25 protein-coding genes and 1 riboswitch are annotated in these 26226 nt (G+C 41.1%); of the genes, 5 read left to right on the forward strand and 20 right to left on the reverse strand.

Features of this window, described 5'->3' with window-relative positions; translation table 11 throughout:
• Nucleotide 1 precedes the first annotated feature (1 nt).
• Nucleotides 2-1720, forward strand: a complete 1719-nt coding sequence (locus tag DSBG_RS04000) for a DHA2 family efflux MFS transporter permease subunit (RefSeq protein WP_083236718.1) — start codon at nucleotides 2-4, stop codon at nucleotides 1718-1720.
• Between the two features lie 160 nt (nucleotides 1721-1880).
• Here DSBG_RS04000 and DSBG_RS04005 read toward each other — a convergent pair whose 3' ends face one another.
• From DSBG_RS04005 to DSBG_RS22855, 4 genes are all read right to left on the reverse strand, one after another.
• Nucleotides 1881-3011 (reverse strand): DNA alkylation repair protein, encoded by a 1131-nt coding sequence (locus tag DSBG_RS04005; protein WP_068962927.1) that lies wholly within the window; start codon nucleotides 3009-3011, stop codon nucleotides 1881-1883.
• Between the two features lie 367 nt (nucleotides 3012-3378).
• Nucleotides 3379-4557: an SAM-dependent methyltransferase gene (locus DSBG_RS04010; protein WP_068962928.1), complete on the reverse strand. Its 1179-nt coding sequence runs from the start codon at nucleotides 4555-4557 to the stop codon at nucleotides 3379-3381.
• Between the two features lie 172 nt (nucleotides 4558-4729).
• On the reverse strand, nucleotides 4730-6715 hold the full coding sequence (locus DSBG_RS04015; RefSeq protein WP_068962929.1) for an LTA synthase family protein: 1986 nt from the start codon (nucleotides 6713-6715) through the stop codon (nucleotides 4730-4732).
• A gap of 3 nt (nucleotides 6716-6718) precedes the next feature.
• Nucleotides 6719-6856: a hypothetical protein gene (locus tag DSBG_RS22855; protein WP_176716163.1), complete on the reverse strand. Its 138-nt coding sequence runs from the start codon at nucleotides 6854-6856 to the stop codon at nucleotides 6719-6721.
• A gap of 220 nt (nucleotides 6857-7076) precedes the next feature.
• On the opposite strand from DSBG_RS22855, the gene DSBG_RS04020 reads away from it, so the two are divergent.
• Complete coding sequence (locus DSBG_RS04020) at nucleotides 7077-7505, forward strand: hypothetical protein (protein ID WP_068962930.1); 429 nt, start codon at nucleotides 7077-7079, stop codon at nucleotides 7503-7505.
• Nucleotides 7506-7564: 59 nt separating this feature from the next.
• Here DSBG_RS04020 and rbsB read toward each other — a convergent pair whose 3' ends face one another.
• The 6 genes from rbsB to DSBG_RS04050 all read right to left on the reverse strand — a co-directional run bounded on the left by rbsB (nucleotide 7565) and on the right by DSBG_RS04050 (nucleotide 13528).
• Complete coding sequence (rbsB, locus tag DSBG_RS04025) at nucleotides 7565-8500, reverse strand: ribose ABC transporter substrate-binding protein RbsB (RefSeq protein ID WP_141694233.1); 936 nt, start codon at nucleotides 8498-8500, stop codon at nucleotides 7565-7567.
• Between the two features lie 259 nt (nucleotides 8501-8759).
• Nucleotides 8760-9701 carry an ABC transporter permease subunit gene (locus DSBG_RS04030; protein ID WP_068962931.1) on the reverse strand — a complete coding sequence of 314 codons (942 nt, stop codon included), beginning with the start codon at nucleotides 9699-9701 and terminating at the stop codon, nucleotides 8760-8762.
• Nucleotides 9694-11190, reverse strand: coding sequence for a sugar ABC transporter ATP-binding protein (locus tag DSBG_RS04035; RefSeq protein WP_068962932.1), 1497 nt, complete (start codon nucleotides 11188-11190; stop codon nucleotides 9694-9696). The genes DSBG_RS04030 and DSBG_RS04035 overlap by 8 nt, the downstream gene beginning before the upstream one ends.
• A 21-nt stretch (nucleotides 11191-11211) precedes the next feature.
• Nucleotides 11212-11607: a D-ribose pyranase gene (rbsD, locus tag DSBG_RS04040; RefSeq protein ID WP_068962933.1), complete on the reverse strand. Its 396-nt coding sequence runs from the start codon at nucleotides 11605-11607 to the stop codon at nucleotides 11212-11214.
• Nucleotides 11579-12526 carry a ribokinase gene (gene rbsK, locus DSBG_RS04045; RefSeq protein ID WP_068962934.1) on the reverse strand — a complete coding sequence of 316 codons (948 nt, stop codon included), beginning with the start codon at nucleotides 12524-12526 and terminating at the stop codon, nucleotides 11579-11581. Before rbsK ends, rbsD begins: the two co-directional genes overlap by 29 nt.
• 12 nt (nucleotides 12527-12538) lie before the next feature.
• Complete coding sequence (locus DSBG_RS04050) at nucleotides 12539-13528, reverse strand: LacI family DNA-binding transcriptional regulator (protein ID WP_068962935.1); 990 nt, start codon at nucleotides 13526-13528, stop codon at nucleotides 12539-12541.
• A 413-nt stretch (nucleotides 13529-13941) separates the two neighbouring features.
• On the opposite strand from DSBG_RS04050, the gene DSBG_RS04055 reads away from it, so the two are divergent.
• A complete protein-coding gene (locus DSBG_RS04055) occupies nucleotides 13942-14430 on the forward strand; it encodes a VanZ family protein (protein ID WP_068962936.1) in 489 nt (162 codons plus the stop codon).
• 197 nt (nucleotides 14431-14627) lie between these two features.
• Here the strand turns inward: DSBG_RS04055 and DSBG_RS04060 are convergent, their stop codons facing one another.
• Nucleotides 14628-15803, reverse strand: coding sequence for an SAM-dependent methyltransferase (locus DSBG_RS04060; protein WP_068962959.1), 1176 nt, complete (start codon nucleotides 15801-15803; stop codon nucleotides 14628-14630).
• Between the two features lie 241 nt (nucleotides 15804-16044).
• On the opposite strand from DSBG_RS04060, the gene DSBG_RS04065 reads away from it, so the two are divergent.
• Both DSBG_RS04065 and DSBG_RS04070 read left to right on the forward strand, forming a co-directional pair.
• Nucleotides 16045-16473 carry a MarR family winged helix-turn-helix transcriptional regulator gene (locus DSBG_RS04065; RefSeq protein ID WP_068962937.1) on the forward strand — a complete coding sequence of 143 codons (429 nt, stop codon included), beginning with the start codon at nucleotides 16045-16047 and terminating at the stop codon, nucleotides 16471-16473.
• A gap of 320 nt (nucleotides 16474-16793) precedes the next feature.
• A complete protein-coding gene (locus tag DSBG_RS04070) occupies nucleotides 16794-17006 on the forward strand; it encodes a small acid-soluble spore protein Tlp (RefSeq protein WP_068962938.1) in 213 nt (70 codons plus the stop codon).
• 885 nt (nucleotides 17007-17891) lie between these two features.
• On the opposite strand, the gene DSBG_RS04080 is transcribed toward DSBG_RS04070, so the two are convergent.
• The 9 genes from DSBG_RS04080 to DSBG_RS04120 form a co-directional block, all read right to left on the reverse strand.
• A complete protein-coding gene (locus DSBG_RS04080) occupies nucleotides 17892-19040 on the reverse strand; it encodes a methyl-accepting chemotaxis protein (RefSeq protein ID WP_068962940.1) in 1149 nt (382 codons plus the stop codon).
• A gap of 22 nt (nucleotides 19041-19062) precedes the next feature.
• Entirely contained in the window at nucleotides 19063-19500 is a 438-nt protein-coding gene (locus DSBG_RS04085) for a chemotaxis protein CheW (RefSeq protein WP_068962941.1), read from the reverse strand.
• A 149-nt stretch (nucleotides 19501-19649) separates the two neighbouring features.
• Nucleotides 19650-19731: riboswitch (cyclic di-GMP riboswitch) on the reverse strand.
• A 202-nt stretch (nucleotides 19732-19933) separates the two neighbouring features.
• A complete protein-coding gene (gene rbr / locus DSBG_RS04090; protein ID WP_068962942.1) occupies nucleotides 19934-20470 on the reverse strand; it encodes a rubrerythrin in 537 nt (178 codons plus the stop codon).
• 64 nt (nucleotides 20471-20534) lie between these two features.
• Nucleotides 20535-20699 carry a rubredoxin gene (rd, locus tag DSBG_RS04095; protein ID WP_068962943.1) on the reverse strand — a complete coding sequence of 55 codons (165 nt, stop codon included), beginning with the start codon at nucleotides 20697-20699 and terminating at the stop codon, nucleotides 20535-20537.
• 160 nt (nucleotides 20700-20859) lie between these two features.
• The gene (locus tag DSBG_RS04100) at nucleotides 20860-21540 is read right to left on the reverse strand and encodes an NAD(P)-binding domain-containing protein (protein ID WP_068962944.1); all 681 of its coding nucleotides are present in this window, start codon (nucleotides 21538-21540) and stop codon (nucleotides 20860-20862) included.
• A 146-nt stretch (nucleotides 21541-21686) separates the two neighbouring features.
• A complete protein-coding gene (locus DSBG_RS04105; protein WP_068962945.1) occupies nucleotides 21687-21899 on the reverse strand; it encodes a DUF3231 family protein in 213 nt (70 codons plus the stop codon).
• 224 nt (nucleotides 21900-22123) lie between these two features.
• A complete protein-coding gene (locus DSBG_RS04110) occupies nucleotides 22124-25207 on the reverse strand; it encodes an efflux RND transporter permease subunit (protein ID WP_068962946.1) in 3084 nt (1027 codons plus the stop codon).
• Nucleotides 25204-25866 carry an efflux RND transporter periplasmic adaptor subunit gene (locus DSBG_RS04115; protein ID WP_068962947.1) on the reverse strand — a complete coding sequence of 221 codons (663 nt, stop codon included), beginning with the start codon at nucleotides 25864-25866 and terminating at the stop codon, nucleotides 25204-25206. The genes DSBG_RS04110 and DSBG_RS04115 overlap by 4 nt, the downstream gene beginning before the upstream one ends.
• Nucleotides 25841-26226: efflux RND transporter periplasmic adaptor subunit (locus DSBG_RS04120; RefSeq protein WP_141694234.1), on the reverse strand; the 386-nt coding region annotated here is incomplete at its 5' end. The genes DSBG_RS04120 and DSBG_RS04115, both read right to left, overlap by 26 nt.

Below are 26226 nucleotides of genomic sequence, written 5' to 3' on the forward strand. Positions count from 1 at the left end.
AATGAATATGCTTTCGTTCGGATACATTCTACTTAGTTTTGCTATACTTATTTTTGTTAATCTATCGCTGATAAAAAAGAGAGATCCTGACAAAAGTACAAAGACTAACAAGAAACAACCTGTATTGAATGAACCAGTTCTTCTCGATTCGTCTTTAACAACACCCTCTAGCAGTGTTGTTCCAACAAAGCCAACTACCACTGAGGAATTTAACAAATTTAGAATTCTCACTGTTCTCATGCTGGGGGCTTTTGTTTCAATTCTCAATCAAACACTAGATAACGTTGCTATTCCCCACATGATGTTAGATTTTAATGTCTCTGCCAATACTATTCAGTGGATAGTAACTGGCTACATGCTCGTCAATGGAGTTTTTATTCCGATCACAGCTTTTCTGATGGAAACGTTCGGAAGCCGCAAACTCGTATTAGTAGCCATGAGTTCCTTTACAATTGGTTCTTTGATCTGCTCCATCGCCCCTTCTTTTGCTGTTTTCATGATTGGAAGGATCATACAAGGGTTAGGGGCAGGCATTTTAATGCCACTCTTAACCAATGTTTTTCTCAGTATTTTCCCCCCGTATCAAAGAGGCAAAGCTATGGGGACTATGGGCATTGTCATGGTATTCGCACCCGCTATTGGTCCGACGCTAGGTGGGTGGGTTGTACAAACTTATTCCTGGCGACTCCTTTTCTCGAGTCTTGTACCTATAGGAATACTAGATCTAATTTTAGCGGTGGCATGGATGAAAGATGTGCTGGAACTAACCTTTCCTAAATTCGATTTATGGGGAGCAATATTTTCCACTATCGGATTAAGCAGCCTGCTTTACGGAGTAAGTGAGGCCGGTAACATTGGCTGGGGAAGTACAGAAGTTATCATCTTTTTGGCTGTCGGGATACTGTCAATTCTTCTCTTTGTGCGTAGAGAACTAACAGTAGACATGCCGCTGTTGGAGCTAAAAGTCTACAAATATAAGATTTATTCATTAACGATAATCATTAATGCCGTTGTCACAACGGTTATGTACGCCGCTATGATGTTGCTTCCTATCTATTTGCAGAGCATTCGCGGCTTCACCCCTTTGCAGTCCGGCTTTCTTCTACTGCCCGGAGCACTACTTATGGGGATCATGGGCCCCATAGCCGGTGCCATTTTTGATCGCATTGGATTAAGGGTATTAGCCGTTGTTGGGCTAATGATTACTGCTGCAGCCTCCTGGGAATTTACTAAGCTGACAGCGGATACTATGTATAGCGATATCCTGATGATGTATACCATTCGTTCGTTAGGCGTATCTTTAATTATGATGCCCCTCATGACAGCAGGGCTCAATCAACTGCCTAGAAAATTAAACAGTCATGGAACGGCAATGTTTAATACCATGCGTCAAGTGGCTGGTTCATTGGGAACTGCTATGTTGGTCACCATCATGTCGACAAGAACGAACGTACATCTAGCAACTTATACCAGTGTCATAACAGCGTCGAATCCGACGATGTTAGACCAGTTTGGCGCTTTGGTTCAAGGTTTGGCTCTCCCTGCTCAAACAGGCCAGGTTGTTGCCTTACAAGAAGTTTACGGACTTGCTTCTCAACAGGCTTTTATAAACGGCATCAATGATTCTTTCATCGTTGCAACAGGCTTAGCCATTCTAGGCCTGATCCCCGCCCTGTTCATTAGGCGAGTTATTCCACCTAAATCAAATTCAGTGCCTTAAAAAAGCGATTAACTGCTTCAACTTGTTCTTATAATAAAAAGCCACCTCGTTCAAAGATCATCGAACGAGGTGGCCTTGTTTTTATACCCTACTCTATTTGATGCTTATGATTCATAACATACAGACACTCCAGTCTCCAACACACTTGCAATGTATGAGACTAGGCGTGATCAAATGCTTCCTCCAAAAGATGGAGTTTTAATACCATAAAAGCAACTTCGCACCCGTTGACTAACAAGACAACCCGGTGCTCACCCGGATAATGGCGGCGGGTTGTCTTGTTTGACCAGCTGTGTGTTCGTCTGCCAGCAAGTCGTGTACCGCCGGTTACTATTTTATCAGACAGCAGGAATAATTTACGAGATGTGTGACCTCCTCTGGCCTTCACGAAGTCAATCCCGTATTCGATGCGGATGCGCACCGACTCTCCTTCACGAATACAAAGTTCATATTGCAGTTCGCAACTCTCGCCAATCGCTAACCTGGACGGCAGCACTGACAATGAGGCAAACGTCGTAAGCGACACCACATCCTCAGGGTTCGCATAGCCGAATAATTCCATAGTTCCAGGATCGGCTTTGCGGATCAACGTTCGACAACCCTGCCGTACGATCCAATCCGTGTGTGGACACACATCTTTCCAGCGACGGGCTGTTTCGAGCACTAGCAAAGGATGATCCTTAGCAATGTCGTTTAAATTATTGGCAACACTTTTGCGCACATAAAGGGATGAGTCCGCCTTCAACTGTTCCAGCACAGAAAGCACCAGAGTTGGGTCTCTCTTGAATATCGGTAAGCCTACTCCCCAAGGTAAGCGGGGACGACAGCCCTCACTCGCCAGCCGTCGGACATGCTCACTTTGATGCTTTGACCAGAGCATCATCTGTCCGATCACCCGCCCCGGATCACGTAGCAAAAATGGTCTTATAGCAAACTCCGCGGATGATCTTTGAGTGAATCGTTCTAGTGCTTTCATAGACAGCTCCCAGTGTTCCTCTTCTTGGCCGTACATCGCCACGAAATCCGGAAAGAACAAGTATGGAAACCCTATACAAGTTTCATCTATTGCAAATAACACGTCCAACGCTTCTTCATACCGGATCGGCAGATGTGTCCTTAGCGTCTCTGTGATTCGGCGCATCCGAGCTTTCAGCTCAAGCCCTGCCCATGCTTCATCTATTGTAGCTGAGACGAAGCTCTCAATATCGAAAGTGCTGTACACGGCGTGCAGGTTCTCACCAAAGCGGCAGAGAAACTCTTTATTATACATAGCTTTCAAAGCTTCTGCCATGTCCTCACCTCCTTCAGCTTAAGAGATAGATAAATAACTTCGGAAAAATACATCATACCACACTCACCAAAGGATTTCGAGTTTGCTGTTCTATAACATTTGATTTTATGAAATATGGCCCCTTTCAAAAGCCATTCTATAGCTGTTGAAAGGGGCCATTTACCTAAAGCAACTTATAGTTTAAACCTTGTTACACTGCTCTGAAAGTCTGTTGCTATTTGAGCCAGAGACTTCTACGTATTCTTCATTTTAATACTACATTTTTTCCTTGTAACCACTATACAGTAGCATTAATAATTCATATTAGACCGAACAATGACAGATGTTCGCTTAGAATTTCAATCGGTGAGTAGTCATATCTAATAATTTACGAATACATATACCTACGAGTCATAGGCCACGAGTTATTAACTCCCTTGGTGAACAAGAACTGATGGAGATCAATGTTACCGGTATGGAAAGAGGCAGCGCAGGAATTAAGATAGAGACGCCACATCCGGATAAAAGTTTCATCTTTCATTTTCTGGATTAACGGGAGAGCTTGCTCGAAGTTCTGGGCCCAGTCCTCTAAGGTTCTAGTATAATGTTCACGCAGGCTTTCCAGGTCGATTAAATGGAACGAGTTTACAGCCATTTGTGTAACTAATTCCTGAACCATAGGAATATACCCTCCTGGGAAAATGTACTTATTAATCCAGCTATTTGTCCCTCCCTCTTCATATCCAGTAATACAATGTAAAAGGGATACTCCACCTTCATTTAAAAGAGATTTAACTGTAGAGAAGTATTCGTTCAAATGTTCCTTTCCGACGTGCTCAAGCATTCCAACGCTTACCACTCGATCAAAAGTTCTGCCCTTTAATTCCCTGTAGTCAACGATCTGGACTTCAACCAGATCCTGCAATCCTTCGTTACGAATCCGCTCGAGGACCTGGATATATTGCTCTGAACTTAGTGTGATCCCAAGAGCTTTAACTTGATGAGTTTTCGCCGCGGTAAGAATAAGTTCTCCCCATCCACACCCAATATCGAGTAAGGTTTGCCCGGGCTTTAAGTTGATTTTACTCAGGATATGATCAACTTTGTTATATTGGGCTTGAGTCAAGCTATCTTCAGGCGATTTAAAATAAGCACACGAATAGGTCATAGTTTCATCTAACCATAAACGGTAAAAATCATTTCCGATATCATAGTGATATTGAACATTCTCTTTGCTCTTACGAACATTGTTACCGGAGAGGATTTTGGCAAATTTTGCGTAAGAATTTTTAGCTAGAAGAGGGCTATCTTGTTTGTTGAAGAGTGATTCAACGACTTTTTGAACACTTCCTTCGATGTCAATTTTCTTTTGCATATACCCTTCACCAAAGGCCAAGGAAAGGTCATTTATAATTTCTCTTTTGGCAATTGGTTCGTTGAAATCAATTCGAAACTGCGCCTCTCCTCCTCCATAATTCACTACCTCCCCATCCCAAAACTTAACTTCACAAGGATCGGCAAAAAGATTTCTCATGAAGTTCTGGTAAAATACTTTGTCGAGATTCATTGCTATGCCTCCAAAAAAATTGATACCCATAAAATGCACAAAAATTACATTTTTAATTCTCTTTTTCTTTAGGAGTCCTTCGATTATCTTAACTATGTTTTTACTTATTCTTTCCTGCTTGACTCAAAAACAAATTCTGCCGAGGCATTATGGGGAAGGAAGGAATTATTAATTATGGTTTTAGTTTTAATTGCAGATCATGCTTAAATATTGTGTCCGTGTATCCCAGATAATCCTGATAGATCTTAGCGATAGATGGGCGCCAGGGGACAGATTGTCCAGAATTAAGGTCATAGGCTTTTTGATTGATTACATTATAAAGGCAATTCCAAGAAACGAGAACCCCATTTCGTGATATAGCGATACCGTCTGCAGGAGAGTGTAATAGATCATGACCTAACAAGGGATAGTTGCTGGCATCTTTACCTAGAAGACCCAAAAGTGTCGGAAAAAGGTCGATTTGCCCACTGACAATATTTTGAACCCCGTTGAGCGTTGAACCTGGAACATAAATAAAAAGAGGTACTTTTTGCATCGCTAACCAAGGAAACTCATCAATCTCTTTTCCTCCAAAACCAAGGAATTCGCTTAATTGAGGATCATTGCGATTAAACGGTGCCGGATGATCTCCATATATGACAACCATAGAGTTATTCAATAGTCCATCAGACTGGAGACGATTAAGAAAATCTCCAATCGCTTGATCTGTATAATTAACTGCCTCCAAGTAGTGACCGAAGACAGTATTCTGATAAGACCCTACATTTATCGTTTTATATTGGGCGGGAATCTCAAAAGGATAATGGCTGGAAAGCGTAACCAAAAAGGAATAAAAGGGTTGTTGGGAATTCTCCAGGTAATTGGCCCCTTGGGCAAACATAGAACCATCCGCAAGCCCCATACCCATGTCAAGATCATGGACGAAATTATCGTCATCAACAACCTGCTGAAATCCTTCCGCCCGGGACATTAAATCCATATCCCAAAATCCAGGCTTATTGGCCTCGATAGCAATAGTGCTGTATCCTTCCTTACTTAAAGTGTTTGCGATTGTAACATAGTGATTCATTGGATAATCAATATAGGCGCTTCCTTTGGATACTGGATAAAGAGAGGTATTGGACAGAAATTCGGCGTCCGACGTTCCGCCGTTCCAGGTTTCGCCATAGTAATTGTTAAAATAGAGGCCTTGCTTAAGTAATCTATTGAGATTTGGAGTAATTTCCTGGCCATTTACTTTTTTCTCAATCACAAATTGTTGCAAGGATTCAACCTGAATAACAATTATGTTTTTATCTTTGGCTATTCCAAAAGAGGGCTTATTCGTTGTATCTGAACTGGGATGAGTTGATTTAAACCAATCTTGCAAGGCGATCATGCTTGGTTGAGGGGAATCAAGAGTAATCTGGGAAGAACGAAGGATATCTAAGGCATGGAATTCAAGTGCACCAAGGCTTTGAGCAATGTACACTTTTGAGTAAAAAGTCTTGGTGATATTTGGTTGATTTTCCTCGAGAAGCCCGAATGCCTTACAGGATGCCCCTAGACCAAGAGCAAGCATCATCATAAATGGGATTAAGTGAAAGATGAAGGTCTTTGTTGCCCAACGAATATTAAGGGATTGTTGAAAAATCCTTTTACTTTTTACCTGAGTGACAGGCGTAAGCTTGTTAACTGTTCTATGTTTGTTCTTCTGGATATAGTTATAAAGCTTTAATACTATTAAAAACATAAAATCCGCGACCATGAAAATATCCTGTGTTTTGAGCAATTTCCACCAGGAACTCTCAATTTCAAGATAATGCCAAGCAGCCGCAAAAGTCCGAAAGATGACAAGGTCTTGAAAATGCCTAAGGAAGATCATATCTAAAAAGAATACGCTGCTGATAATTAAGTTAGCTAAAAGAATGTACAACTTACGAAGTTTAATGGGTAATAAAAAGGCAACAGAAAAAATAATCAACAATGTTCCAACTGTACCCATGACTTGACTCTTTTGTTGGATCGAATAGGTAAGGCCTAAGGTTTTGGTGAAAATAAGTACTTTAAGTAAAAATAATGCAAAAAAGACAATAGTCTGGGTTTTGTACCAGGGTCTCTTTATAATATTACGTAAAAGTTTCTGAAGCAAAGCTTGTCCCTCGATTCCTTTTGACATTAATTATTGAAGCTCTTTAACGTTTATTGCATCCGCTCTCAGGAATTCTTTCTCATGATTTTCTGTACTGAGTTTATGAATCAGAGCTTCCACCTTCGAAATCAGCATTTCACCTTGCTTTGGGTTATTTTCTATTTCCATGGCCTATCACCCCCATCAACCTGTCTGTTGCTTATTGAAAACAACACTCTTATTATACAACTTTTCATGTATTTAGTAAGAAATTAGTAACAAGGCTAGATTTATGAAATTAGGTTATAGTAATAAAGTAAGCAAAGAATCGAACACTTCTTATAATATCAACCAATGAAGAGATCGCGATTAAACTCATAGCTTCGTTAAAACTAAAAGGAGATATTTTATGAGACTTAAAAGAAAAGGGATGCTTGGAAGATCAAAGACCCCTATCAGTACAATTATCATGTATACATGCTCTACGGTAGTTACCCTCATAGCAGTAGCATTTTTACTAAATAATATTTTTTTATTCAAAGATACAGTTACGCAGTATGTTGCTCAGGGTTATTCCGCAGATGAAGTTGTTAAACAATTAGTGCCCAGCCAATTGCTTCCCGGAATATTTGAACCAATCGCTATATATGGTGGCATTGCTCTTATCTTATTCAGCGCAGGACTAATCAATCATAAAATTTCCTATTCGCTAAAATCCTTAGATGACGTCGAAATTGAAGCTGGGGATACTGATATTAGCAAACAAGATGATAGCGAAAATGAAAATGCAAAAGATGTTGAAGATGCTATCGAAATTGCCAAGGAAACAGACACTTGATAGATGAAGATGCACAAAAGAGGCCGAAGCACTGCTCCGACCTCTATCATTTTCATAGCCTACTTGGTAACCAGCTCTAATTCAACGGGGATGTTCGCGTTAACCTTCTCCCCTTTAGCCACTTTCAGTGCGGTATCCAGGGCTGTTTTGCCAATCAGATCTGGTTTCTGCGCGACAGTAGCAGCCATTTTTCCGTCCTTGACGGCTTTCACGGCATCATCTGTGGCATCAAAGCCGACTACCAGAATGTTGCTCTTGCCCGCTGCTTGGATGGCACTAAGAGCACCTAAGGCCATTTCGTCATTGTGGGCAAAAACTGCTTGGATGTCTTTATTTCCTTGGAGAATATTTTCCATAACGGTTAACCCTTTGGCACGATCGAAATCAGCGGGTTGAGAAGCTACAACTTTCACTCCATTTTTGCCATCGACAACATTATGGAAACCTTGACCTCGATCACGTGCTGCGGATGTTCCAGCTATTCCTTGCAACTCGACGATATTCCCTTTATCACCTAAGGTTTTCATAATATATTCCGCGGCCATGCTGCCGCCTTTTACGTTATCGGATGCGATATGCGAAACTACTTTACCCCCGTTGGAAGCCCGGTCAACCGTAATGACTGGAATATTTGCTTTGTTAGCTGCTTCCACAGCCGCGACTACCGCATCACTGTCCGTTGGGTTAACTAGAATCACACTGACTTTCTTCTGAATCAAGTCTTCAATATCGCTAATTTGCTTCGCAGTATTATCCCCAGCGTCTACGACCATTAAATCAGCACCGGCGTCTTTCGCTGCTTTTTCAGCGCCTTCTTTGAGGGTTACAAAGAAGGGGTTATTCAAGGTTGAGATTGAAAAACCAATCGTGACTTTAGCCGCCTGTTTAGCAGTATCATTGTTTTCTACCTTAGATTGGGTTGTGCCACAACCAATAAGACTAATCGCGATGAGCACTACGAGGATCATCATCCATACACTATGTTTTCTTTTCACTCTTTCTCTTCCTTCCTTTTTAGGTGGTACGAGCCACCAAGTATTCATTTTTGATGAGCACCAGCAAACTTATGACTCTACAATCGTCACTGAAGTCATCGCATCCTCCCCTCTTAGCGAGCCTATATGCCCACAACTAATTAGAACCATTATTCTATTTAGTTGGAGAACAACTAATTACCCTTTTTCTTGGGGATTGACTAATTGCTTAACTCTCCCTCGTGAGTGAGGTTCTTGCAAGTCTTAGGTTGGATAGCATCTATTGCTTTCCTTTTGAGCGATCTAATAAGACCGCCAGCAGAATGACCCCGCCTTTGACCACCTGTTGATAGAAAGACGAGACATTCAACAGATTCAATCCATTGTCCAGAATTCCAATGATCATAGCACCAACTAAGGTTCCCGCAATCCAACCTTTTCCTCCCGAAAGACTCGTGCCCCCTAAGACTACAGCCGCAATCGCATCGAGTTCATAGGACGTCCCTGCAGTTGGTTGAGCAGAATTTAAACGCGAAGTTAATATAATCCCACTCAAAGAAGCCAGTAAACCACTGAGACTATAAACAAGTACTTTGATACGATTCGTATTAACTCCAGAAAGTCGGGTTGCTTCCTCGTTTCCTCCCAAAGCAAAAACGTGGCGACCGAAGGATGTGAATTTCAAAATAACATAAAGTACTCCAAAGGCCACCAGCATCCAAATCACGGGCATTGGTATATCGAAGAGATACCCTCGTCCGATCTGGCCAAAAGTATCTGGAAACCCGGTGATCGGTTTCCCTTCGGTGTATACCAAGGTTAAGCCCCGGAATATTGTCATAGTGGCTAACGTGGCAATAAACGGTGCAACTTTTCCTCGAGCAATGACAACCCCGTTTATTGTCCCCATCAAAGTCCCTGACAGCACGCCCACCCCGATTGCGAGCATAGAGCCTGAACCTGCGGCCATCATCCCTGCAGCAAAGGCACTAGAAAGGGCAATGATCGAACCGACAGATAGGTCGATTCCTCCCGTCAGGATGACAAAGGTCATCCCAAAGGCTATCAAAGCGTTAATTGAAACCTGCCGGAAAACGTTAAAGATATTGCCCACGGTCAGAAAGTCCGAATTGAAGATTGTTAAGATGACGATGATAAGAATTAAACCCACAAGGGGTCCCAAGCGCTGCAGAATTCCACTTTTCCCCTGCACTTTAGCCATGACTTTTCCCTCCTGTAGCGGCTCTCATAATCGTTTCCTGGGTGGCGTTTTCACGTAAGAATTCCCCAGTGATTCGTCCTTCCTGCATGACCAGTACACGATCGCTCATTCCGAGCACCTCCGGTAGTTCCGAGGAAATCATAACGATAGCAACCCCTTTTTGAACAAGTTGATTCATTAAGTCATAAATCTCCCGTTTCGCCCCGATATCCACACCCCGTGTTGGTTCATCGAGGATTAAAACATTAGGCTGAGTCGCCAGCCACTTACCAATCACAACCTTCTGTTGATTTCCACCACTTAAAGAGCTTACCCATTGCCCAGGATGATGGGCTTTGACGTTCAGCTTCTTAATACTATCTTCCACAAATTTCTGTTCCATCCGGTGGCTGATGAATCCAAAGCGCGATAGGGAGCGCAAATTAGGCAATGCTAAGTTCTCTGAAACAGAGAGATCAGAGACAAGACCCTCTCCTTTTCGATCTTCCGTAATCAACGCCAGACCAGCCTTAATGGCCTCTTGAGGATTCTTAATAGAGACAGCTCTTCCATTCACGAAAATCTTCCCTTGATATTTTCCGACACCAAACAGAGCTTTGGCTAACTCCGACCGACCTGCTCCCATTAAACCTGCAATTCCTAGAATTTCCCCAGCTCGCACACTAAAGTTAATATCATAGAGCTTTCCTTCTTGTTCCAGACCTTCTGCTCGAAGACACTCAGCCCCGATCTCCTTTTCTACCTTGGGAAAACGTTCTTTGATCTCTCGACCAACCATCATTTGGACTAACTCATCCATCGTCGTAACGTCCGTATCTCTAGTGCCAATATAACGCCCATCTCGCAACACCGTAATCCGATCACTTATCTGGAAGATTTCCTCCATACGATGAGAAATGTAGATCATTCCCACCCCTTGAGTTTTTAAGTTGGCGATGAGCTGAAAGAGTTTCTCGATTTCTCGTTTAGTCAAAGCCGCCGTCGGCTCGTCGAGCACCAGAATTTTCGCCTGCATAGAAAGTGCTTTGGCAATCTCGACCATCTGCTGCTGTCCAACAGAAAGCTCACCCGCTCGAATATCAGGGTTCAGCTCCATTCCAAGTTGCTGTAAAAAATTCTTCGCTTCGGAACGCATTCTTGGCCAATTAACGAAACCCGTCCGCCCCCATTTAAACTCGCGTCCTAAAAACATATTTTCTATGATGGACAGATCGGGAATCATATTAAGCTCCTGATGAATAATTGCCACACCCAAAGCTTGGGCAGTTTTAGGCGAAGAAGCTACAGACTCTTTGCCATGTATCTGAATAGAACCAGTATCTTTACTGTAAATTCCAGAAAGGATTTTCATCAGGGTTGATTTACCCGCTCCATTCTCTCCCATCAAAGCATGGACTTCCCCTTGGCGGAGCGAAAATTGAACATCTTCTAATACCTTGACTCCACTGAAGCTCTTGTTGATGCCTTTCATCGTCAAGAGATCTGTCATACCGGAATCCCTCCTTTATTTTTAGAAGATTACGCCCGCTTCGAGCACTACATTAGCATAAGGAGTGAACTCGCCCGTGCGAATCACAGCCTTAGCATGATGAGTTAAAGCCTTCAACTCTTCATGCGATAGGGCCTTAATCTGAATACTAGGTAGTTTTGCAACCAGTTCTGCCTTTTTATTAGCGCTTGACAATCCCATTTCTCTCGCCACATAAGCTTTTTCCACACACATTTCTTGGAGAACGACCTCAACCGTCTCTATGAACGACGGGACCCCTTCCTTTAAAGCCAAATCAATTCTTTTAACATGAGGAGGAATCGGTAAACCTGCATCCGCTATCACAATGGTATCCATGTGCCCCAGCTCACTAATCACTCGGGAAATTTCACTGTTTATGATGCCGACTTTCTTCATTTTCATCCCTCCTGAAATACTTTTCTACCTCAACCAGCGTTGGCATCCCGCCTTGAGCTCCAAATTTAGTAACAGCTAGAGCCGAAACCTGCACTGCAAATTCTGCCGCTTCTTGAATGGATTTCTTCTGGGCTAGAGCATAGGCCAAACCGGCATTAAAAGCATCTCCCGCTCCGGTAGTATCCACGACAGGGACCCTGAAGCCCGGAATTATAACCAAGCTGCCCCCTATCTCCCTAAGAGCAACTCCCTCAGCTCCTAGAGTCGTGACGCAACAAGGAACTCCAACAGTCAATAATTGTTCCATTCCTTGAGCTATCGTAGACTCTTCGGGCATTCTTGTAAGCAAGGCGAGTTCTGAACGATTGGGAGTCAAATAATCCACCTTGCTAAGTAGCTCCTCAGAAAGGCTTTGAGCTGGGGCTGGATTGAGCATCACAATCTTCCCATGCTTACGGGCCAGCTTGACCGCATACTCCACTGTCACCAGCGGAATCTCTAATTGCAGGAGAACTAGATCGGCTGCGGCAATTTCTCTCTCAGCCCGGTCCAAATCCTCAGGTAAACACTGTGCATTCGCCCCTGGAACCACTACGATACTGTTATCCCCTTCAGCCAGGAGAATCGAGGCCACACCTGTGGCTTCTGAAGTTACCTTAACGTTCGAAGTATTTATTCCATCCCTCTGCAAGGCTTTCTTGAGTTCCACTCCAAAGGCATCTGATCCAACCGCTCCGATCATTGTGGTCTCAGCACCTAAACGAGCTAACCCGACCGCTTGGTTTGCACCTTTGCCACCGGGAATGAAATGAATTTCTTCGCCTAGCACCGTTTCTCCACGTCTAGGAGCACGTAATGCCTTGACGACCAAATCCATATTTAAACTACCTATGACAACGATCTTGGGCCGCTGGTCCATCTAAGATTCCTCCTATTGGGTCGATTTTCTGGGAATTAAAGTGACATCCAGTTCAATGATTGTATTCTCACGGACCCCGCCTTCTATTTCATTGAGCAAAATTCGAGCAGCTAATCCTCCCATCTCATAAATGGGCTGGGCCACAGTTGTCAATTCCGGTTCGGTAATCTCTGTTAAACTAATCCCATCAAACCCGCAGACTTTGACCTGTTCTGGGACGAGGATTCCTCGCTCGCGCAAGGCTTTGAGAGCCCCTATCGCCATCAGATCATTTCCGGCGAAAATTCCATCGACTTGAGGATGACGTTTCAAAAGATGTTCTACACCCTGCCTTCCACTCTCGATATCAAATTTCCCCGAGACCATTAAGCTAGGCGAATAACCCTCTAACTCTCCAACAACTTCTTCATAACCTAGTAATCGGTCTCGAGCTGTAATGAATTCTTGGGGTCCATAAATATGAGCGATTTTCTGACAACCGCGCTCGATCAGATGCTGCACTGCTAGTTTTGCCCCGGCTCGATTGTTCGAACGAATAACTGGGCAGGATGCAGTATTCAGACCTCTATCTAACAAGACAATCGGAATTCCTTCTTTTCTTAGAGATTCGACATCCTCTTCACGGATAGTATTCGAGGCGAAAATGAAACCATCCACATACTTTTTCTTAAGATCCTTAATGTAAGTACTTTCCTTTAGGCCCAGATCATCCGAGTTACCCAAGATAACTGTCAGGCCTTTTTTCTGAGCTACATCTTCGACGCCACGAGCCAAAGCAGGAAAAAACGGATTTAATATATCAGGTAGGATTAAGGCAATGATCCCCATCTTCTTTCCCGCCAAGCCTCGAGCTACAGCATTTGGCTCGTATTGAAGCTGCTCAATCGCCTTCAATACTTGTGCAGCGGTCTCGGGATTCACAGAGTCTGTTTTGTTAATTACTCGGGAGACAGTAGCAACGGACACTCCCGCTAAACGAGCAACATCTCTAATCGTCGCCAATAAAATTACACCCTCAATTCATTCTCTGTAATCGGTTACATAACTTTCATGACATGTGTTATATATTTCTCCAGCCCTATATCCTACTGTGTGAATTTTAGTCGATATTCTGTCTGATCTTGGGCTATATAGGGTGTTACAAGCTGAATCCATTAGAATTCTTGCAACTTTTTATTAGGAAATGAAAGTAATGTAAACGGTTACATCCGCGACTCAATTTTAGCTTTTTCAGAATCAACTGTCAATCCTTATTTCAGATTTAATTTTGCTTTTCAATAATCTAAAATAATTAAATTTAAGTCCTACATCAAAAATCGGTTTGCATAAATAGCGCCAATCTAATACTATTAGTTAACTTTACTATATTAAACAAATGTTAATAAGAAAGAAGTTGTCCAAGAAGGGTAGTAATTATGGATAAACAAGTTGACGATCACTATCACTCAGATAAGAGAAAGTATCTTCATTTTGCCGCTGCTTTAATGTTTATTGTCTATTTTTCTTATCTTCTATATAGACTTTTCTTTTTTGCTTATGGAGACTATTATAGAGTTACTAGTAACGGGATTAGGTATAACATAATTCCGTTTAAAACTATAATTAGCTACTTGGTGGGTATTAACAAATATAGATTTGATGTATGGTTCTTTAATCTATTTGGCAACATATTAGCTTTTATGCCAATGGGTTTTCTTTTGCCATACATATTCAAAAAAATAGATGTTAAAAAGATCTTTGTTCTTACATTCTCAATTAGTCTTACCGTCGAAATTATTCAGTTATGGCTTAAACTTGGAATATCCGATATCGATGACGTAATTTTGAATACCTTGGGAGGTCTTCTGGGCTATTACCTTTTAACGATCCAAAAATTATTCCTACAAAACAAAGATAACAAATAACGCAAATAGAAGTTGAACCATCTTAATATACCCTTCGTTGATATTGATTATTCGGGCACCATGAAGGGACCGTTAAGCCCGAAATCATATCAAGCATGATTTTGGGCTTAACGGTCCCTTTGATAAAAGAAGTCATGGCACCTTCATTATAGAAAGGACTTTAAAGATAGCACTTGTCACTTCAAAAAGGTTTATGTTTAAGAATGCATATACGTACGGGTTAGGGGCAAAGTATTGTTAACTCCCTTAGTAAATAGAAACTGATGCAGATCGATATTGCCACAATGGAAAGACGCTGCACAAGAGTTAAGATAGAGCCGCCACATCCGTATAAAGGTTTCATCTTTCATCTTCATGATTATCGAGAGAGCATTCTCAAAATTCTGGGCCCAGTGTTCTAGGGTTCGAGTGTAGTGTTCACGCAGGCTCTCTAGGTCAATGAGGTAGAACTTATTAACGGCCATAAGCGAAACCAGTTCTTGCACTGAAGGAATATACCCGCCAGGGAAAATGTACTTATTGATCCAGCTATTTGTCCCCGATTCTTCATATCCTGTAATACAGTGTAAAAGAGATACCCCTGCTTCATTTAACAGGGATTTTACGGCTGAGAAATAAGCCTTAAGTTGGTCCTTTCCTACATGTTCAACCATCCCAACGCTAACCACCCGGTCAAATGTTCTCCCCTTTAATTCTCGGTAGTCAATAAGTTGGACCTCCGCTAACTCCTGTAACCCCTCGTTTTTAATTCTTTCTGCGGTCTTGTAATATTGTTCTGAACTAAGAGTAATACCGAGCGCTTTGACTTGATAGGTTTTAGCTGCAGTAAGAATCAGCTCTCCCCACCCACAACCAATATCGAGTAAGGTTTGTCCGGGATGTAAATTCAGTTTGCGCAGTATATGGGCAACTTTGTTCTTTTGAGCTTGCAGTAAACTATCTTCGTGCGACTTAAAATAAGCACAGGAATAGGTCATCGTTTCATCCAACCATAAACTATAAAAATCATTTCCGAGGTCATAGTGAAATTGAATATTCTCTTTGCTTTTTTGAATACTGCTGGAAAGAATTTTGAAAAATTTGTCATACGAGTTATTTTGGTGAAGAAAACTGTCTTGATTCTTATACAGAGATTCAATAACCTTTTGGACACTTCCCACAATATCAATCTTCTTAAACATATACCCTTCCCCAAAGGCCAAGGACGGATCATTGATTAGTTCCGCTTTAGCAATTGGTTCGTTAAAATCTATCCTGAACTGTGGCATTCCCTGTCCATAATTAATTACTTCTCCATCCCAAAACTTTACTTCACAAGGATCGGCAAATAGGTTCTTCATCAGACTCCGATAAAATGCTTTGTCAATATCCATTTTAACGCCTCCATCATAAAAGACTACCTGTTCCTCTTTGAAATTCATGAGCTTTCCAAGGAACTCCACATTTGCCTATTCGATAAACAAATTGTATTATGAAAGTATATAGTTGTATTCTACAAGTAGTTTATAATCCTGTCAAGCCATGAGCTTTTATTAATGTGCTTTCTATTTCCAAACCAACTGCGTTTCTGTTAAAATAGGCCATGGTAAGATATAAAGCGAGGTAATCAAATACATGAATGAACCTTCCTTAGAAACCATTGAACTTGAATTAGCGATCCTCATTCGCCGTGTCTCCTTAATTACAACCTGTTGTAAATTTGGCAATCTCGATCGATCAGCTTATCTCTTGTTACACCAAATAACTGCTCATGGATCCGCCGGAGTAAAAACGCTGGCCAATGAATCCCATTTGGATATTTCTACTGTAAGTAGACAAGCGGCAACTCTGGAACAAAAAGGATATGTCTACAGAATTCCTGATCCATTGGATGGCAGAGCTTGCTCCTTTCAGATAACGGAATTGGGAGCAAAAGAATATAACGAGCACAAACAAGCACGTTTGGCTAAAATTGCTGACAATCTTAAGACTTGGTCTGATGAAGAATGTGAAGTGTTCGGACAACTTTTGCGAAAATATAATAACTCAATCATTAATATTTAATAAAACAGCCCCAACATGATTGCAACAACTAGACTCTTTGGAATTTGCACATCTTGTCTTTAATTCTTCGACAAGATTCTAAAACAATCTTAATGCCAATCAAATATAGCGAGACTGTTAACGTACCCTAATCTTCTTTCATAGAGCCTACCTATTACACATGCCTCGGCAGAGTCAAATAACCGCTTTTAGACTATACCTTTGTGAACAAAGGTATAGTATCTTTACAAGGGCTTTTTTCGAACATCCATATTCGCATAGCATTTTGCGATTTAGGTCATTATAAAAAGGCAGCGCTGAGTTAATAGGAGGGATTTACGTTGGCCAAAACGGATAATCAAACAGAATATGAGACTCACCTACAAGAACATATCGACCACACTGTAGCAAATTTGCACGAAGCAGAGGATTACCTCAATGAGCATGCCGGTGAGATTACAGCAGGCAAGAAACGAGTCATTGAAGCTAAAAATGATCGGCGTAAAGAAAGTATTGAAGGTTTCATTGCCGGAAAAAATGACGAAACTCAATAAATGATACAAAATACCCCATAAATTACCGGGATCTATAGAGTGCTAAAAGCAATACTATGATCATAAGGGTACGTAATGGTTGAGCCAAGATTTATATATGCTCTTAATTGGGGTGTATATGGGTCGGCCAAAGATTATATACAGGTGGTTAAAACGCTTGTATATAGTCGGAGGGAAGATCTTTTATGGTGGGGAAAAGCTTTTCTACAGTCTTGCTCGATTGTTTTAAGGTTCTACCCAGCGTAAAGGGTCGAGCTAAGATTTTGCTGGGTGTTGAGTTTTCTTACGCAACCATATATCGAAAGATATATGAATGTGTAAGAATGTCGGTTATATTTAGCCGAGAGGTTGTCTATAGCTGGGTAGATATCTTGTAGGGTCGAACGAATCATTTGTATAGGTGGTAACTGCTTGATTATGGTCGGAAGATCCTAGTTAGGTAATTAGCTATCTATATTGGTGTTAGATAGATCATTACGTGCTCTTATCTAACTCTTTAAATTCTCAATTCTCAATTCTCAATTCTCAATATAGCATGCTATAAAATACCTGACAAGAATTGCCTTAAGAGGTAAATTACTGTCAGTTTTTCGTTAAGCAGTTAACATGAACATCTTTCATATTATAAATGGCTGCGGAGGGCGAAGGCATGAATGAGATGAATGAGTCCTTAGTATGATAAATCAAATTGACAAAAAAAACCTTCCTGACACTCAGTGTCAACGGAAGGTTTTTTTATTGGATCAAGTTACCTACAAGTAATTCATTACTCATTCACAGCATAATCAAATTGGCCCTGCAAAACACTTTTGATTCCACCCATACTGGATTAAATAAACTGGCGATGAATCATGGGTAACCTATTAGATGCTGGTTTAGGAAACCCTATAAATTTTTTGCTATATTACTTAGTTCTGATGACATCGAAGTTATTTCCTCAATACTCGCGGAAACCTCCTCTGCTGCAGCCGCTTGTCCCTGACTGGCATCCAGAGATACATTGCTTTTACGGCTTGCCTCATCAACTTTTCGTTTTATTGTATCCGTCAACTCTTTAATCTTTGGAACTGTACTCTTTGATTGAGCCGACAGGTTTCGGATTTCTTCCGCAACGACACCGAAACCTCGCCCTGCATCACCTGCTCTTGCTGCTTCGATGGCAGCATTTAAACCCAGCATTTTAGTCTCATCAGCTATTTCTTTTATGAACGCGGAAACCTCGTTAATTTTTTCAGAAATATTAATAATCTCATTTATATCAGTATTTAAAGCACCTTCATTCGAGTGGATCTCAGTAGCAGATGCCGAAAGTTGCTCTATAGCCGCTGCAATGCCTTCTAAACTACTCTCAAGGTTATCAGACATTTCACGCAACGCGACAGCCGTTTTTTTGGGTGTAACGATCCCTAACGTAGCAACGATGTTTTCATTTTCATCATCATATAATGGGTAATTGGCTATAGAAAGTGGGTCTCCGTACTTTGAAGCATCAATCTCTTCGATAATCGGTTGTTTTGAGTGTATAACCCGATAAGCAATGTCCGCTTCTCTTAATTCGTAGCCCACTGGGATTGACGGCATATCAAATTTTTGTGATGGCTGAGTATAAGCAATTTTGGTTAAATCCGACATATATAAAAATGAACCCTCATGAAACATTTCCGCTAGAATCGGTGCAAAGTTTCCAAAAGCTGCAGCGACCGGGTGTAATTTTGGAAAGGCCATAGAAAAAGCACCCACAGCATCACCGTTGTCATCGATTACAGGTATTGAGACCATTGATACTCTCATTCCGTAGACCGTACGAGGAATATTTTTAATTAAGACCTTCTTTTCACGTATTGCTTCCATTGTTGTTGTATCATCGCTCAGCTTGTTGCCAACTTTAATAAAGTCTAATGTAAATGAATCCGACGATTTCACCCACACAAACGTGTCTTTTTCGACTAATCCAAACACAACTCCACCGGGTATTAAATTTGCTAAGAATTCAGCCAATGTCTTGCACGACTCTATACCTGCTAACGCTATCATAATTAATTTCTCCTATTCGCAGCTAATTTTTTAAAACTTCAGTTTTTAAATTTGAGCCATTTAATATAAGGATTAAGCGTTCATCAATGTGCGCAATTCCCTGTATACGGTTACCGCCCAAACTGGATATCTCAGTACTAAGCTTTTCAATCGCTTGCTCCTCGATCTTGATGACTTCCGAGACATCGTCGACAATAATCCCCAGCAAATCACTCTCGAAATCCAGAATAAGTAATCGGCTATCCATACTTCGCTCTGTTTTCTCGTAGCCGAACCTTTTCTTCAAGTCAATGATTGGAATCACCTTGCCTCTTATATCGATCAACCCTTCTACGTATAGAGGCATATCCGGTATTTTAGTTATCAGTTCTGGAATCCTGATTATTTCTTGAGCAAAACCTATTTCCATGCCGTACTCTTCATCTCCCAATCTAAAGACGACCAATTGCCTAATACTCACCTAAAATTACCTCCCGGTTTATCACCTATCGCTAGACATTTCCATCTATACTGGAGAAAGGATTAAAACCTAATTACTAACCCTCCCTTCAAAAATAAAAGTCGCCAAGTTAAAAAGACTTGACGACAAAGACATGTTGTAATTACTTTTACGGTAACCCGGCTATCTTCAGCTTACGGAAGACCCGTGGCTTTGCGTCCTTGATTTACACCAAGTTTGCCTTTGTCGTTATATGTCGATACTATATTTTAACATAATAATCACAAAGAATGGTGTCAATAATTAAAATTTTTTGTAATATTGAAACTTTCATAACACTATATCTCAACATAACCATCTGCATTATCCCCCATGGTTATCAAGAATATAAAAAGAGCACTCTTGCGAATGCTCTTACTTATAGTTCTATTTCCATAAACCTTTTCAAGAGAGACTAATAATTTTTTTCGAGAACCTCAAAATATGCATTAGGATGCTCACATACTGGACACACTTCAGGTGCTTCAGTTCCTTCATGAATGTGGCCACAGTTCCTGCATTTCCAATAGACTTTGCCATCCTTTTTAAAAACCTTACCCTGTTCCAAATTTTCCAAGAGTTGTTTATAGCGTTCTTCATGCTCTTTTTCTATTCTTGCCACACCTTCAAATAATAGGGCAATAGCCTCGAACCCTTCCGCTCGGGCGTCAGCAGCCATTTTGGGATACATATCAGTCCATTCACTATTTTCCCCTGAAGCAGCTGCTTTTAAATTATCAAGGGTATTTGCGATACCGCTAAGTTTTTTAAACCATATCTTGGCGTGTTCTTTCTCATTCTCTGCCGTCTCCAGGAAAAGGGACGCAATTTGTTCATAACCTTCTTTTTTAGCAACCGATGCAAAATAGGTATATTTGTTACGGGCTTGTGACTCCCCTGCAAAAGCATCCTTTAAGTTCTGTTCCGTTTTCGTACCCTTTAATTCTTTCATCCATAATCCTCCAATCGCTTATTAAGTTTCCACAGGTCATGCAGCTTGCAATACTCTCTGACTTTTAATTTTCAATTGGTTCAAATTGATCTTTAGAAGCACCACATGTGGGACAAACCCAATCTTCCGGGATATCTTCAAAAGCAGTACCTGCTGCAATCCCAGAATCCGGATCACCAACAGTCGGATCATAAATATATCCACATAATGAACATTCATACTTTTTCATTTTCTTTCCTCCCTCATATTGTTTCCAAAACATCACTGGATGACTGGATGTTCCTCTGGCCATATTTTATAATTATTTTAATTATAAGTCAAGAAAAATTTTCTTTACTATGTGACATAAATAATTTCTCCTAGCTTCCCCCTAATCCATCCCCACGCTTCTATTCCTCAGCATCCAATCGCTCTGCTAATTGCTTGGCAAAATGCCCCAGATCATTCTCCACACAGGAGCGCATAGTTCCTGCGCATACCGTATAGATTACGATGTCCTCCCAGTTTTTAGGGATATTGTATTGTTTCAGTAACTTTCGTATGGTAATTGCTGCTCGGATACCCTCCGATGACCCGATTTTCGCGATATCAGGTATAATATCCGCATCGCCCATCAAAACCTTTTTAAAGCCAGGCAAAATAGTTTGGATCTTTTTCAGAAGCACCTGATCCTCAGTTTTTACGACCACATAAGCAGGCGCCCCCTGTTCCATAGACTTTGCATGACCAATAATTTTGGTGTCTACTATATGTATTCTATTATTTTTCTCAATTATTTTCGGATTCACGGTACCGCTGGTAGCCATGTTCATTATAATGGCATCATCCTTAGCAATCCAGACAAGTTGGTCCATCACTGGATCAATTCCCGCAGTTGGCAACACTACCGCTATAATATCACTAACCTTTGCGGCATCTAGTGTTGTGGCAAAGTCTCCGTTAATTTCTTCGGCCAAAACCTTCGCCTTTACGTCATCTATGTCGATAATCAGCTTTTTCACATCATCAGGCAGTTGCCTGCCTACCACGCTTCCCATTCTTCCAGCACCGATCACTGCAACCTTTAACATAATCTTACCCTCCGCTAAAAGTATTTAAATGAGACCGCCGGACCGCCTTATTAAGTCACATCCGGTGTAAAAATGATAGCTTGGTATGGACTGAATATCAAGTAATTTTTTAGGTATAGGCTCTTTTTTCACAATGACCAAGATTATCAGTGTATTAATTCTTGACGAGTAGCAGTTTCCTGCACTCTTTCTAACCAACCATTTTCAATCAATAAGTCAACCCCATCCTTACTAAATTCTATAATTTCCACCATAAGACGACTGAGAGCTAAGACCACATCTTTCCTTGCGCTGTTAGTTAGACCAAGACCGCAAACCAAAATATTTCGCACCATATCGATAGTAGTTTGAAATAACATTAACCTGTCACGATGTTTGTTGTAAATTTACCGTCATAGTATCTATTACCACAGAAATTTAAAAAAGCCTCTCTTATTCAAAAGCAAGGAAAGGCTTTTAGGAGTATAATTATTTGTTTAGACTTATCTCCTACCACTATAATATGCGTTAATTAAATAAATCCTATACGATTCCACTTACATGTATAGGCAACACCCAAGTTTCATTTTATTGTTCAGCAATTTTACAGTTTTATAGAAGTCGTTTCTTCAACATACGTAATTTCTTTTGACCTAACCTTAAACCAAGCTGCATACATAGTCGGCAAAACCAACAGCGTCAAAACCGTTGCACCAAACAAGCCACTGGAAATAGCTACCGCCATTGGTCCCCAAAAGTTGCTTTTCATAAGCGGAACCATTCCTAGAATCGCAGCCAAAGCCGTAAGCATAATCGGACGCAACCTCATAACCGCAGAATCAATAATTGCCTCCCAAGGGGTTTTTCCGGCAGCAATATGTTTTTCAATCTGGACAATTAAAATAACTGAATTTCGAATAATCATCCCGCTCAGAGCCAGAATCCCTACTTCGGCAACAAATCCCAATGAACGCTGCGTTATGAGCATTCCCAAACTTACCCCGATGATTCCCAACGGAGCCGTAAGTAAGGTTAGTAACATCAAGGACATTTTTTGAAGTTGGAACATAAGTAAGGTAATGATAATAATGAGCATTACAGGTACTGGCTGAAGTAAATACCCTAGAGTAATTCTACTATTTTCAGTAGATCCTCCTATATCAATGCTATATCCATCAGGCAAGCTATCCCTTATGGATTTTAAGTTGTCATAAACGCGTACCGTGGCATCATTCCCGGTAATTTGGCCAACTGTTTCGGCTTGGACAGTAATAGTAGGCTTGAGGTCACGACGCCAAATCGAACCGCTTTCTGCTTCGTAACTGAAGCTGGCAATTTGATTTAAGGGAACATATTTTCCATTACCAATATGAACATTGAGATTATTAAGCTCCGACAGATTGTTCCTCTCTTGGGGATCAAGCCTAAACACAATTCCTACAGTCCTATCTTGCTCCCTGAATTCAGAAATAGTTGCGCCAGAAATCTGCATTTGCAAACTGGTAGCCAAGGTCTGCCTATCAATTCCCAACATTCGAATCTTATCCGGATCGATTGTTACCTGCAAAACTTTATTTTTTTCATTCCAGTCGAAATTAACGTCTTTAAGGTTGGGATCTTTGGCTATAACAGTCTGCATTTTTCCAGCAATTTCTCTAACCTTATCATCATCGGTACCGTTCACCCGCAGCATGACCGAATAAAGCGAGGGCGAACCTGTCAGCAGAACCCGGGTATGGCCGCGCACATTGGCAAAATCCTTAGCAAAGATAGAATCTACTTTTTCCTGTAATGCGTCTCTGGCTTCAAGGTTCTTGGCAACAATCTTGAATTGGGCATAATTAGATGCTGGAAGAACGGGATCCATGGTCAGTACATATCTTGGGGCTCCCTCTCCCACATAATAACTGTAATTTTCAATATTGGGATCGTCTATAATTTTTTGAGCAAATCTATTGGCTTCTTCTTGTGTAGCTTGGATCGAGGCGCCTTCCGGCAAAGTCATTTCAACAATCAACTCCGGTCTTGTCGATGGCGGAAAGAATTCCTGTTTCACAAATTTCAGCAGATATAAAGAACCAGCAAAACAAAGGATTGTAATTGCTAAAATAAATTTACGATGGATCAAAAACCAGGAAAGAATCTTTTTGAATAAATGGTAAAATTTCTTATTGTAGGGATCATGTTTTTCATTGTTTGTTGTCTTTATCTTAATCATTTTATAGCTTATTAAAGGAGCTACAAAAACGGAAACCACCCAGGAGATAAGAAGCGCAATGGTGACAACGTCAAATATAGTATGGGTATATTCATGAGCACTTCCTTGGGAAAACCCAACGGGAATAAATCCGGCACAAGTAATTAAAGTACCTGTCAACATAGGCAAGGATGTCTCCGTATAGGCATAGCAAGCAGCCTTATAGCGGTCCCAGCCTTCCTCCAATTTTACAGTCATCATTTCTACAGCTATGATTTCATCATCTACAAGTAAGCCTAAAGCAACAATCAAAGCACCCAGAGAAACTTTGTGCAAATCAATGCCAACTATATTCATACAAACAAAGACTCCGGCAATAACCAGTGGAATACAGAGTGCAATAACACCTCCAGAACGTAACCCTAGACTTAGAAAACAAACAACGAGTACAATGACAATGGCTTCAGCTAAGGATTCAATAAAATCATTAATGGAACTTTCCACAACCTGGGACTGATTTGCTACTTGACTTAACTCAAAACCAACAGGCAATTTATTGCTTACCTGTTGAATTGTTTTACCCAAATTTTCACCTAAGGTTAGAATATTCCCTCCCTTTTCCATAGATACTGCAATTCCAATGGCCGGCTGTCCGTTAAAATACATTTGTGGCGCCATCGGATCAACATAACTTTGTTTAACATTGGCAATATCCCCCAAGCGAAACGTTCGACCTGCCACTCGAATCGGTATCTGGCGGATATTTTCCACACTATCCGACGTTCCCGTGACACGCAGGTATATGTTGTCGGACGATGTTTCAACCATTCCAGCTGGGGTCATTGCTTCCTGAGTTCTTATAGTATTAATTATGATATTTGGATCTATCCCCAATTGGGCTAATTTACTACTTTCTAATTCTATATAAATCTTTTCATCCTGAACGCCAATGAGCTCTACCTTTTTTACACTTTCAACGCTAATAATAGTCCTCCGGATAGTTTCTGCTTTTTGCCGCATTTCTTCATAATTATAGCCATCACCTGTCAAAGCATAAATCGAGCCATAGACATCATCAAAATTATCATTGAACGTTGGACCAATAACCCCTTGAGGCAGCGTACCTTTTATATCATTAACCATGTTTCGGACATTCAGCCAAGTTGTATGAATGTCTTTTTCTTGGACTGAATCCTTTAAAGTTACATAGATCACTGCCTTTCCGGGCTTGGAATTACTCTTCAGATAGTCCAATCCCGGGAGATCCTGCAATTTCTTTTCGATTTTATCCGTTACTTGCTCCTCGACTTGCTTAGCGCTGGCCCCTGGCCAGGCAGCCGACACTACCATCTGACGAATAACAAAATCAGGATCTTCCATTCTTCCCATACGTATATAGGAAAAAGCTCCAGCAATTAAGGTTACTATCATGAAATAATAGATTAGCGACTTGTGCTTTAGTGCCCATTCCGTTAAATTGATCTGCTTCATTGTTGATCACCGGCCTTATTGACCTTTTGCCCTTTTTGGAGTTTATGTACTCCTGCAGTGACAATAATGTCCCCTTCTTTCAGTCCATCCAATACTTCAACGGTGTTGTCTCCAAAACTGCCCAGTTTAATTGGACGCAAGGTCACAACATCGTTTTGAAGAACCCATACACTAGGCGTATCTCCCGTTTGATAAATCGCTGATAATGGAATATAAATCGACTTATCACTCTTTGCACCAACTACATCAACTGTTGCAGTCATACCCAGCTTCACACTTGACGGCGGATTGACAAAGCTAACCCTTACTTCATAGGTCCTAGTTATTGGGTCGGCCGCAGGTGATACCTCCCTTATTTTTCCATTAACAATCACCTTCGGAAGTGCCCAAAAACTGACTTTAAATGATTTTGCTTGCTTAATTGCTCCCACCTGGTTTTCCGGTACACTTATTACAACTTCCTGATCACCTGACATCATCACGGCGGGCGCTCCAGCCACAACCACCTGACCTACTTCAATGTTTACCACTGTTATCACCCCATCACGGTCAGCATGCAAAGAACAGTACTTTAACTGGTTTAAGCTTTGATTATATTGCGCCGACGCCATCCGAACCGTAGCTTGAGTACTATCATAGTTTTTTTTGGCACAGATCATATGCTTCTTGACTGATTGCACCAGCTTTAAGTAGCTCACGATTACGATTGAGCGTAATTTCGGCAAGGTTCAGCTTGGAATTGCCAGTGTCCAGCTGGACTGAAGCAATATTTACAGTTTGTTCAATATCTTTCGTGTCAATAGCAAGTAGCACATCACCGCTATGTACAATACTTCCGGGATCGACATTGCGCTTGATGACCTTGCCGCTTACTTGAAAGGATAATGGACTTTCGTATATTCCCCGTACCTCTCCGGAATATGAATTCTTGACAGTCGTTGTGCCAGATTGAACTGTGTTCGTTTTCACAACTGGTACATCTTCGCTGACTATAACCGGATGTGCTCTAAAATAATTAA

The organism is Desulfosporosinus cupriresistens (genome assembly GCF_001707885.1).
Lineage (GTDB): Bacteria > Bacillota > Desulfitobacteriia > Desulfitobacteriales > Desulfitobacteriaceae > Desulfosporosinus.

What these genes read in the sequence shown, in the direction of transcription:
- DSBG_RS04000 (WP_083236718.1), top strand. Translation starts at nt 2, where the DNA reads ATGAATATGCTTTCGTTCGGATACATTCTACTTAGTTTTGCTATACTT.
- DSBG_RS04005 (WP_068962927.1), bottom strand. Translation starts at nt 3,011, where the DNA reads ATGGCAGAAGCTTTGAAAGCTATGTATAATAAAGAGTTTCTCTGCCGC.
- DSBG_RS04010 (WP_068962928.1), bottom strand. Translation starts at nt 4,557, where the DNA reads ATGAATCTCGACAAAGTATTTTACCAGAACTTCATGAGAAATCTTTTT.
- DSBG_RS04015 (WP_068962929.1), bottom strand. Translation starts at nt 6,715, where the DNA reads ATGTCAAAAGGAATCGAGGGACAAGCTTTGCTTCAGAAACTTTTACGT.
- DSBG_RS22855 (WP_176716163.1), bottom strand. Translation starts at nt 6,856, where the DNA reads ATGGAAATAGAAAATAACCCAAAGCAAGGTGAAATGCTGATTTCGAAG.
- DSBG_RS04020 (WP_068962930.1), top strand. Translation starts at nt 7,077, where the DNA reads ATGAGACTTAAAAGAAAAGGGATGCTTGGAAGATCAAAGACCCCTATC.
- DSBG_RS04030 (WP_068962931.1), bottom strand. Translation starts at nt 9,701, where the DNA reads ATGGCTAAAGTGCAGGGGAAAAGTGGAATTCTGCAGCGCTTGGGACCC.
- DSBG_RS04035 (WP_068962932.1), bottom strand. Translation starts at nt 11,190, where the DNA reads ATGACAGATCTCTTGACGATGAAAGGCATCAACAAGAGCTTCAGTGGA.
- rbsD (WP_068962933.1), bottom strand. Translation starts at nt 11,607, where the DNA reads ATGAAGAAAGTCGGCATCATAAACAGTGAAATTTCCCGAGTGATTAGT.
- rbsK (WP_068962934.1), bottom strand. Translation starts at nt 12,526, where the DNA reads ATGGACCAGCGGCCCAAGATCGTTGTCATAGGTAGTTTAAATATGGAT.
- DSBG_RS04055 (WP_068962936.1), top strand. Translation starts at nt 13,942, where the DNA reads ATGGATAAACAAGTTGACGATCACTATCACTCAGATAAGAGAAAGTAT.
- DSBG_RS04060 (WP_068962959.1), bottom strand. Translation starts at nt 15,803, where the DNA reads ATGGATATTGACAAAGCATTTTATCGGAGTCTGATGAAGAACCTATTT.
- DSBG_RS04065 (WP_068962937.1), top strand. Translation starts at nt 16,045, where the DNA reads ATGAATGAACCTTCCTTAGAAACCATTGAACTTGAATTAGCGATCCTC.
- DSBG_RS04080 (WP_068962940.1), bottom strand. Translation starts at nt 19,040, where the DNA reads ATGATAGCGTTAGCAGGTATAGAGTCGTGCAAGACATTGGCTGAATTC.
- rbr (WP_068962942.1), bottom strand. Translation starts at nt 20,470, where the DNA reads ATGAAAGAATTAAAGGGTACGAAAACGGAACAGAACTTAAAGGATGCT.
- rd (WP_068962943.1), bottom strand. Translation starts at nt 20,699, where the DNA reads ATGAAAAAGTATGAATGTTCATTATGTGGATATATTTATGATCCGACT.
- DSBG_RS04100 (WP_068962944.1), bottom strand. Translation starts at nt 21,540, where the DNA reads ATGTTAAAGGTTGCAGTGATCGGTGCTGGAAGAATGGGAAGCGTGGTA.
- DSBG_RS04105 (WP_068962945.1), bottom strand. Translation starts at nt 21,899, where the DNA reads ATGTTATTTCAAACTACTATCGATATGGTGCGAAATATTTTGGTTTGC.
- DSBG_RS04110 (WP_068962946.1), bottom strand. Translation starts at nt 25,207, where the DNA reads ATGAAGCAGATCAATTTAACGGAATGGGCACTAAAGCACAAGTCGCTA.
- DSBG_RS04115 (WP_068962947.1), bottom strand. Translation starts at nt 25,866, where the DNA reads ATGATCTGTGCCAAAAAAAACTATGATAGTACTCAAGCTACGGTTCGG.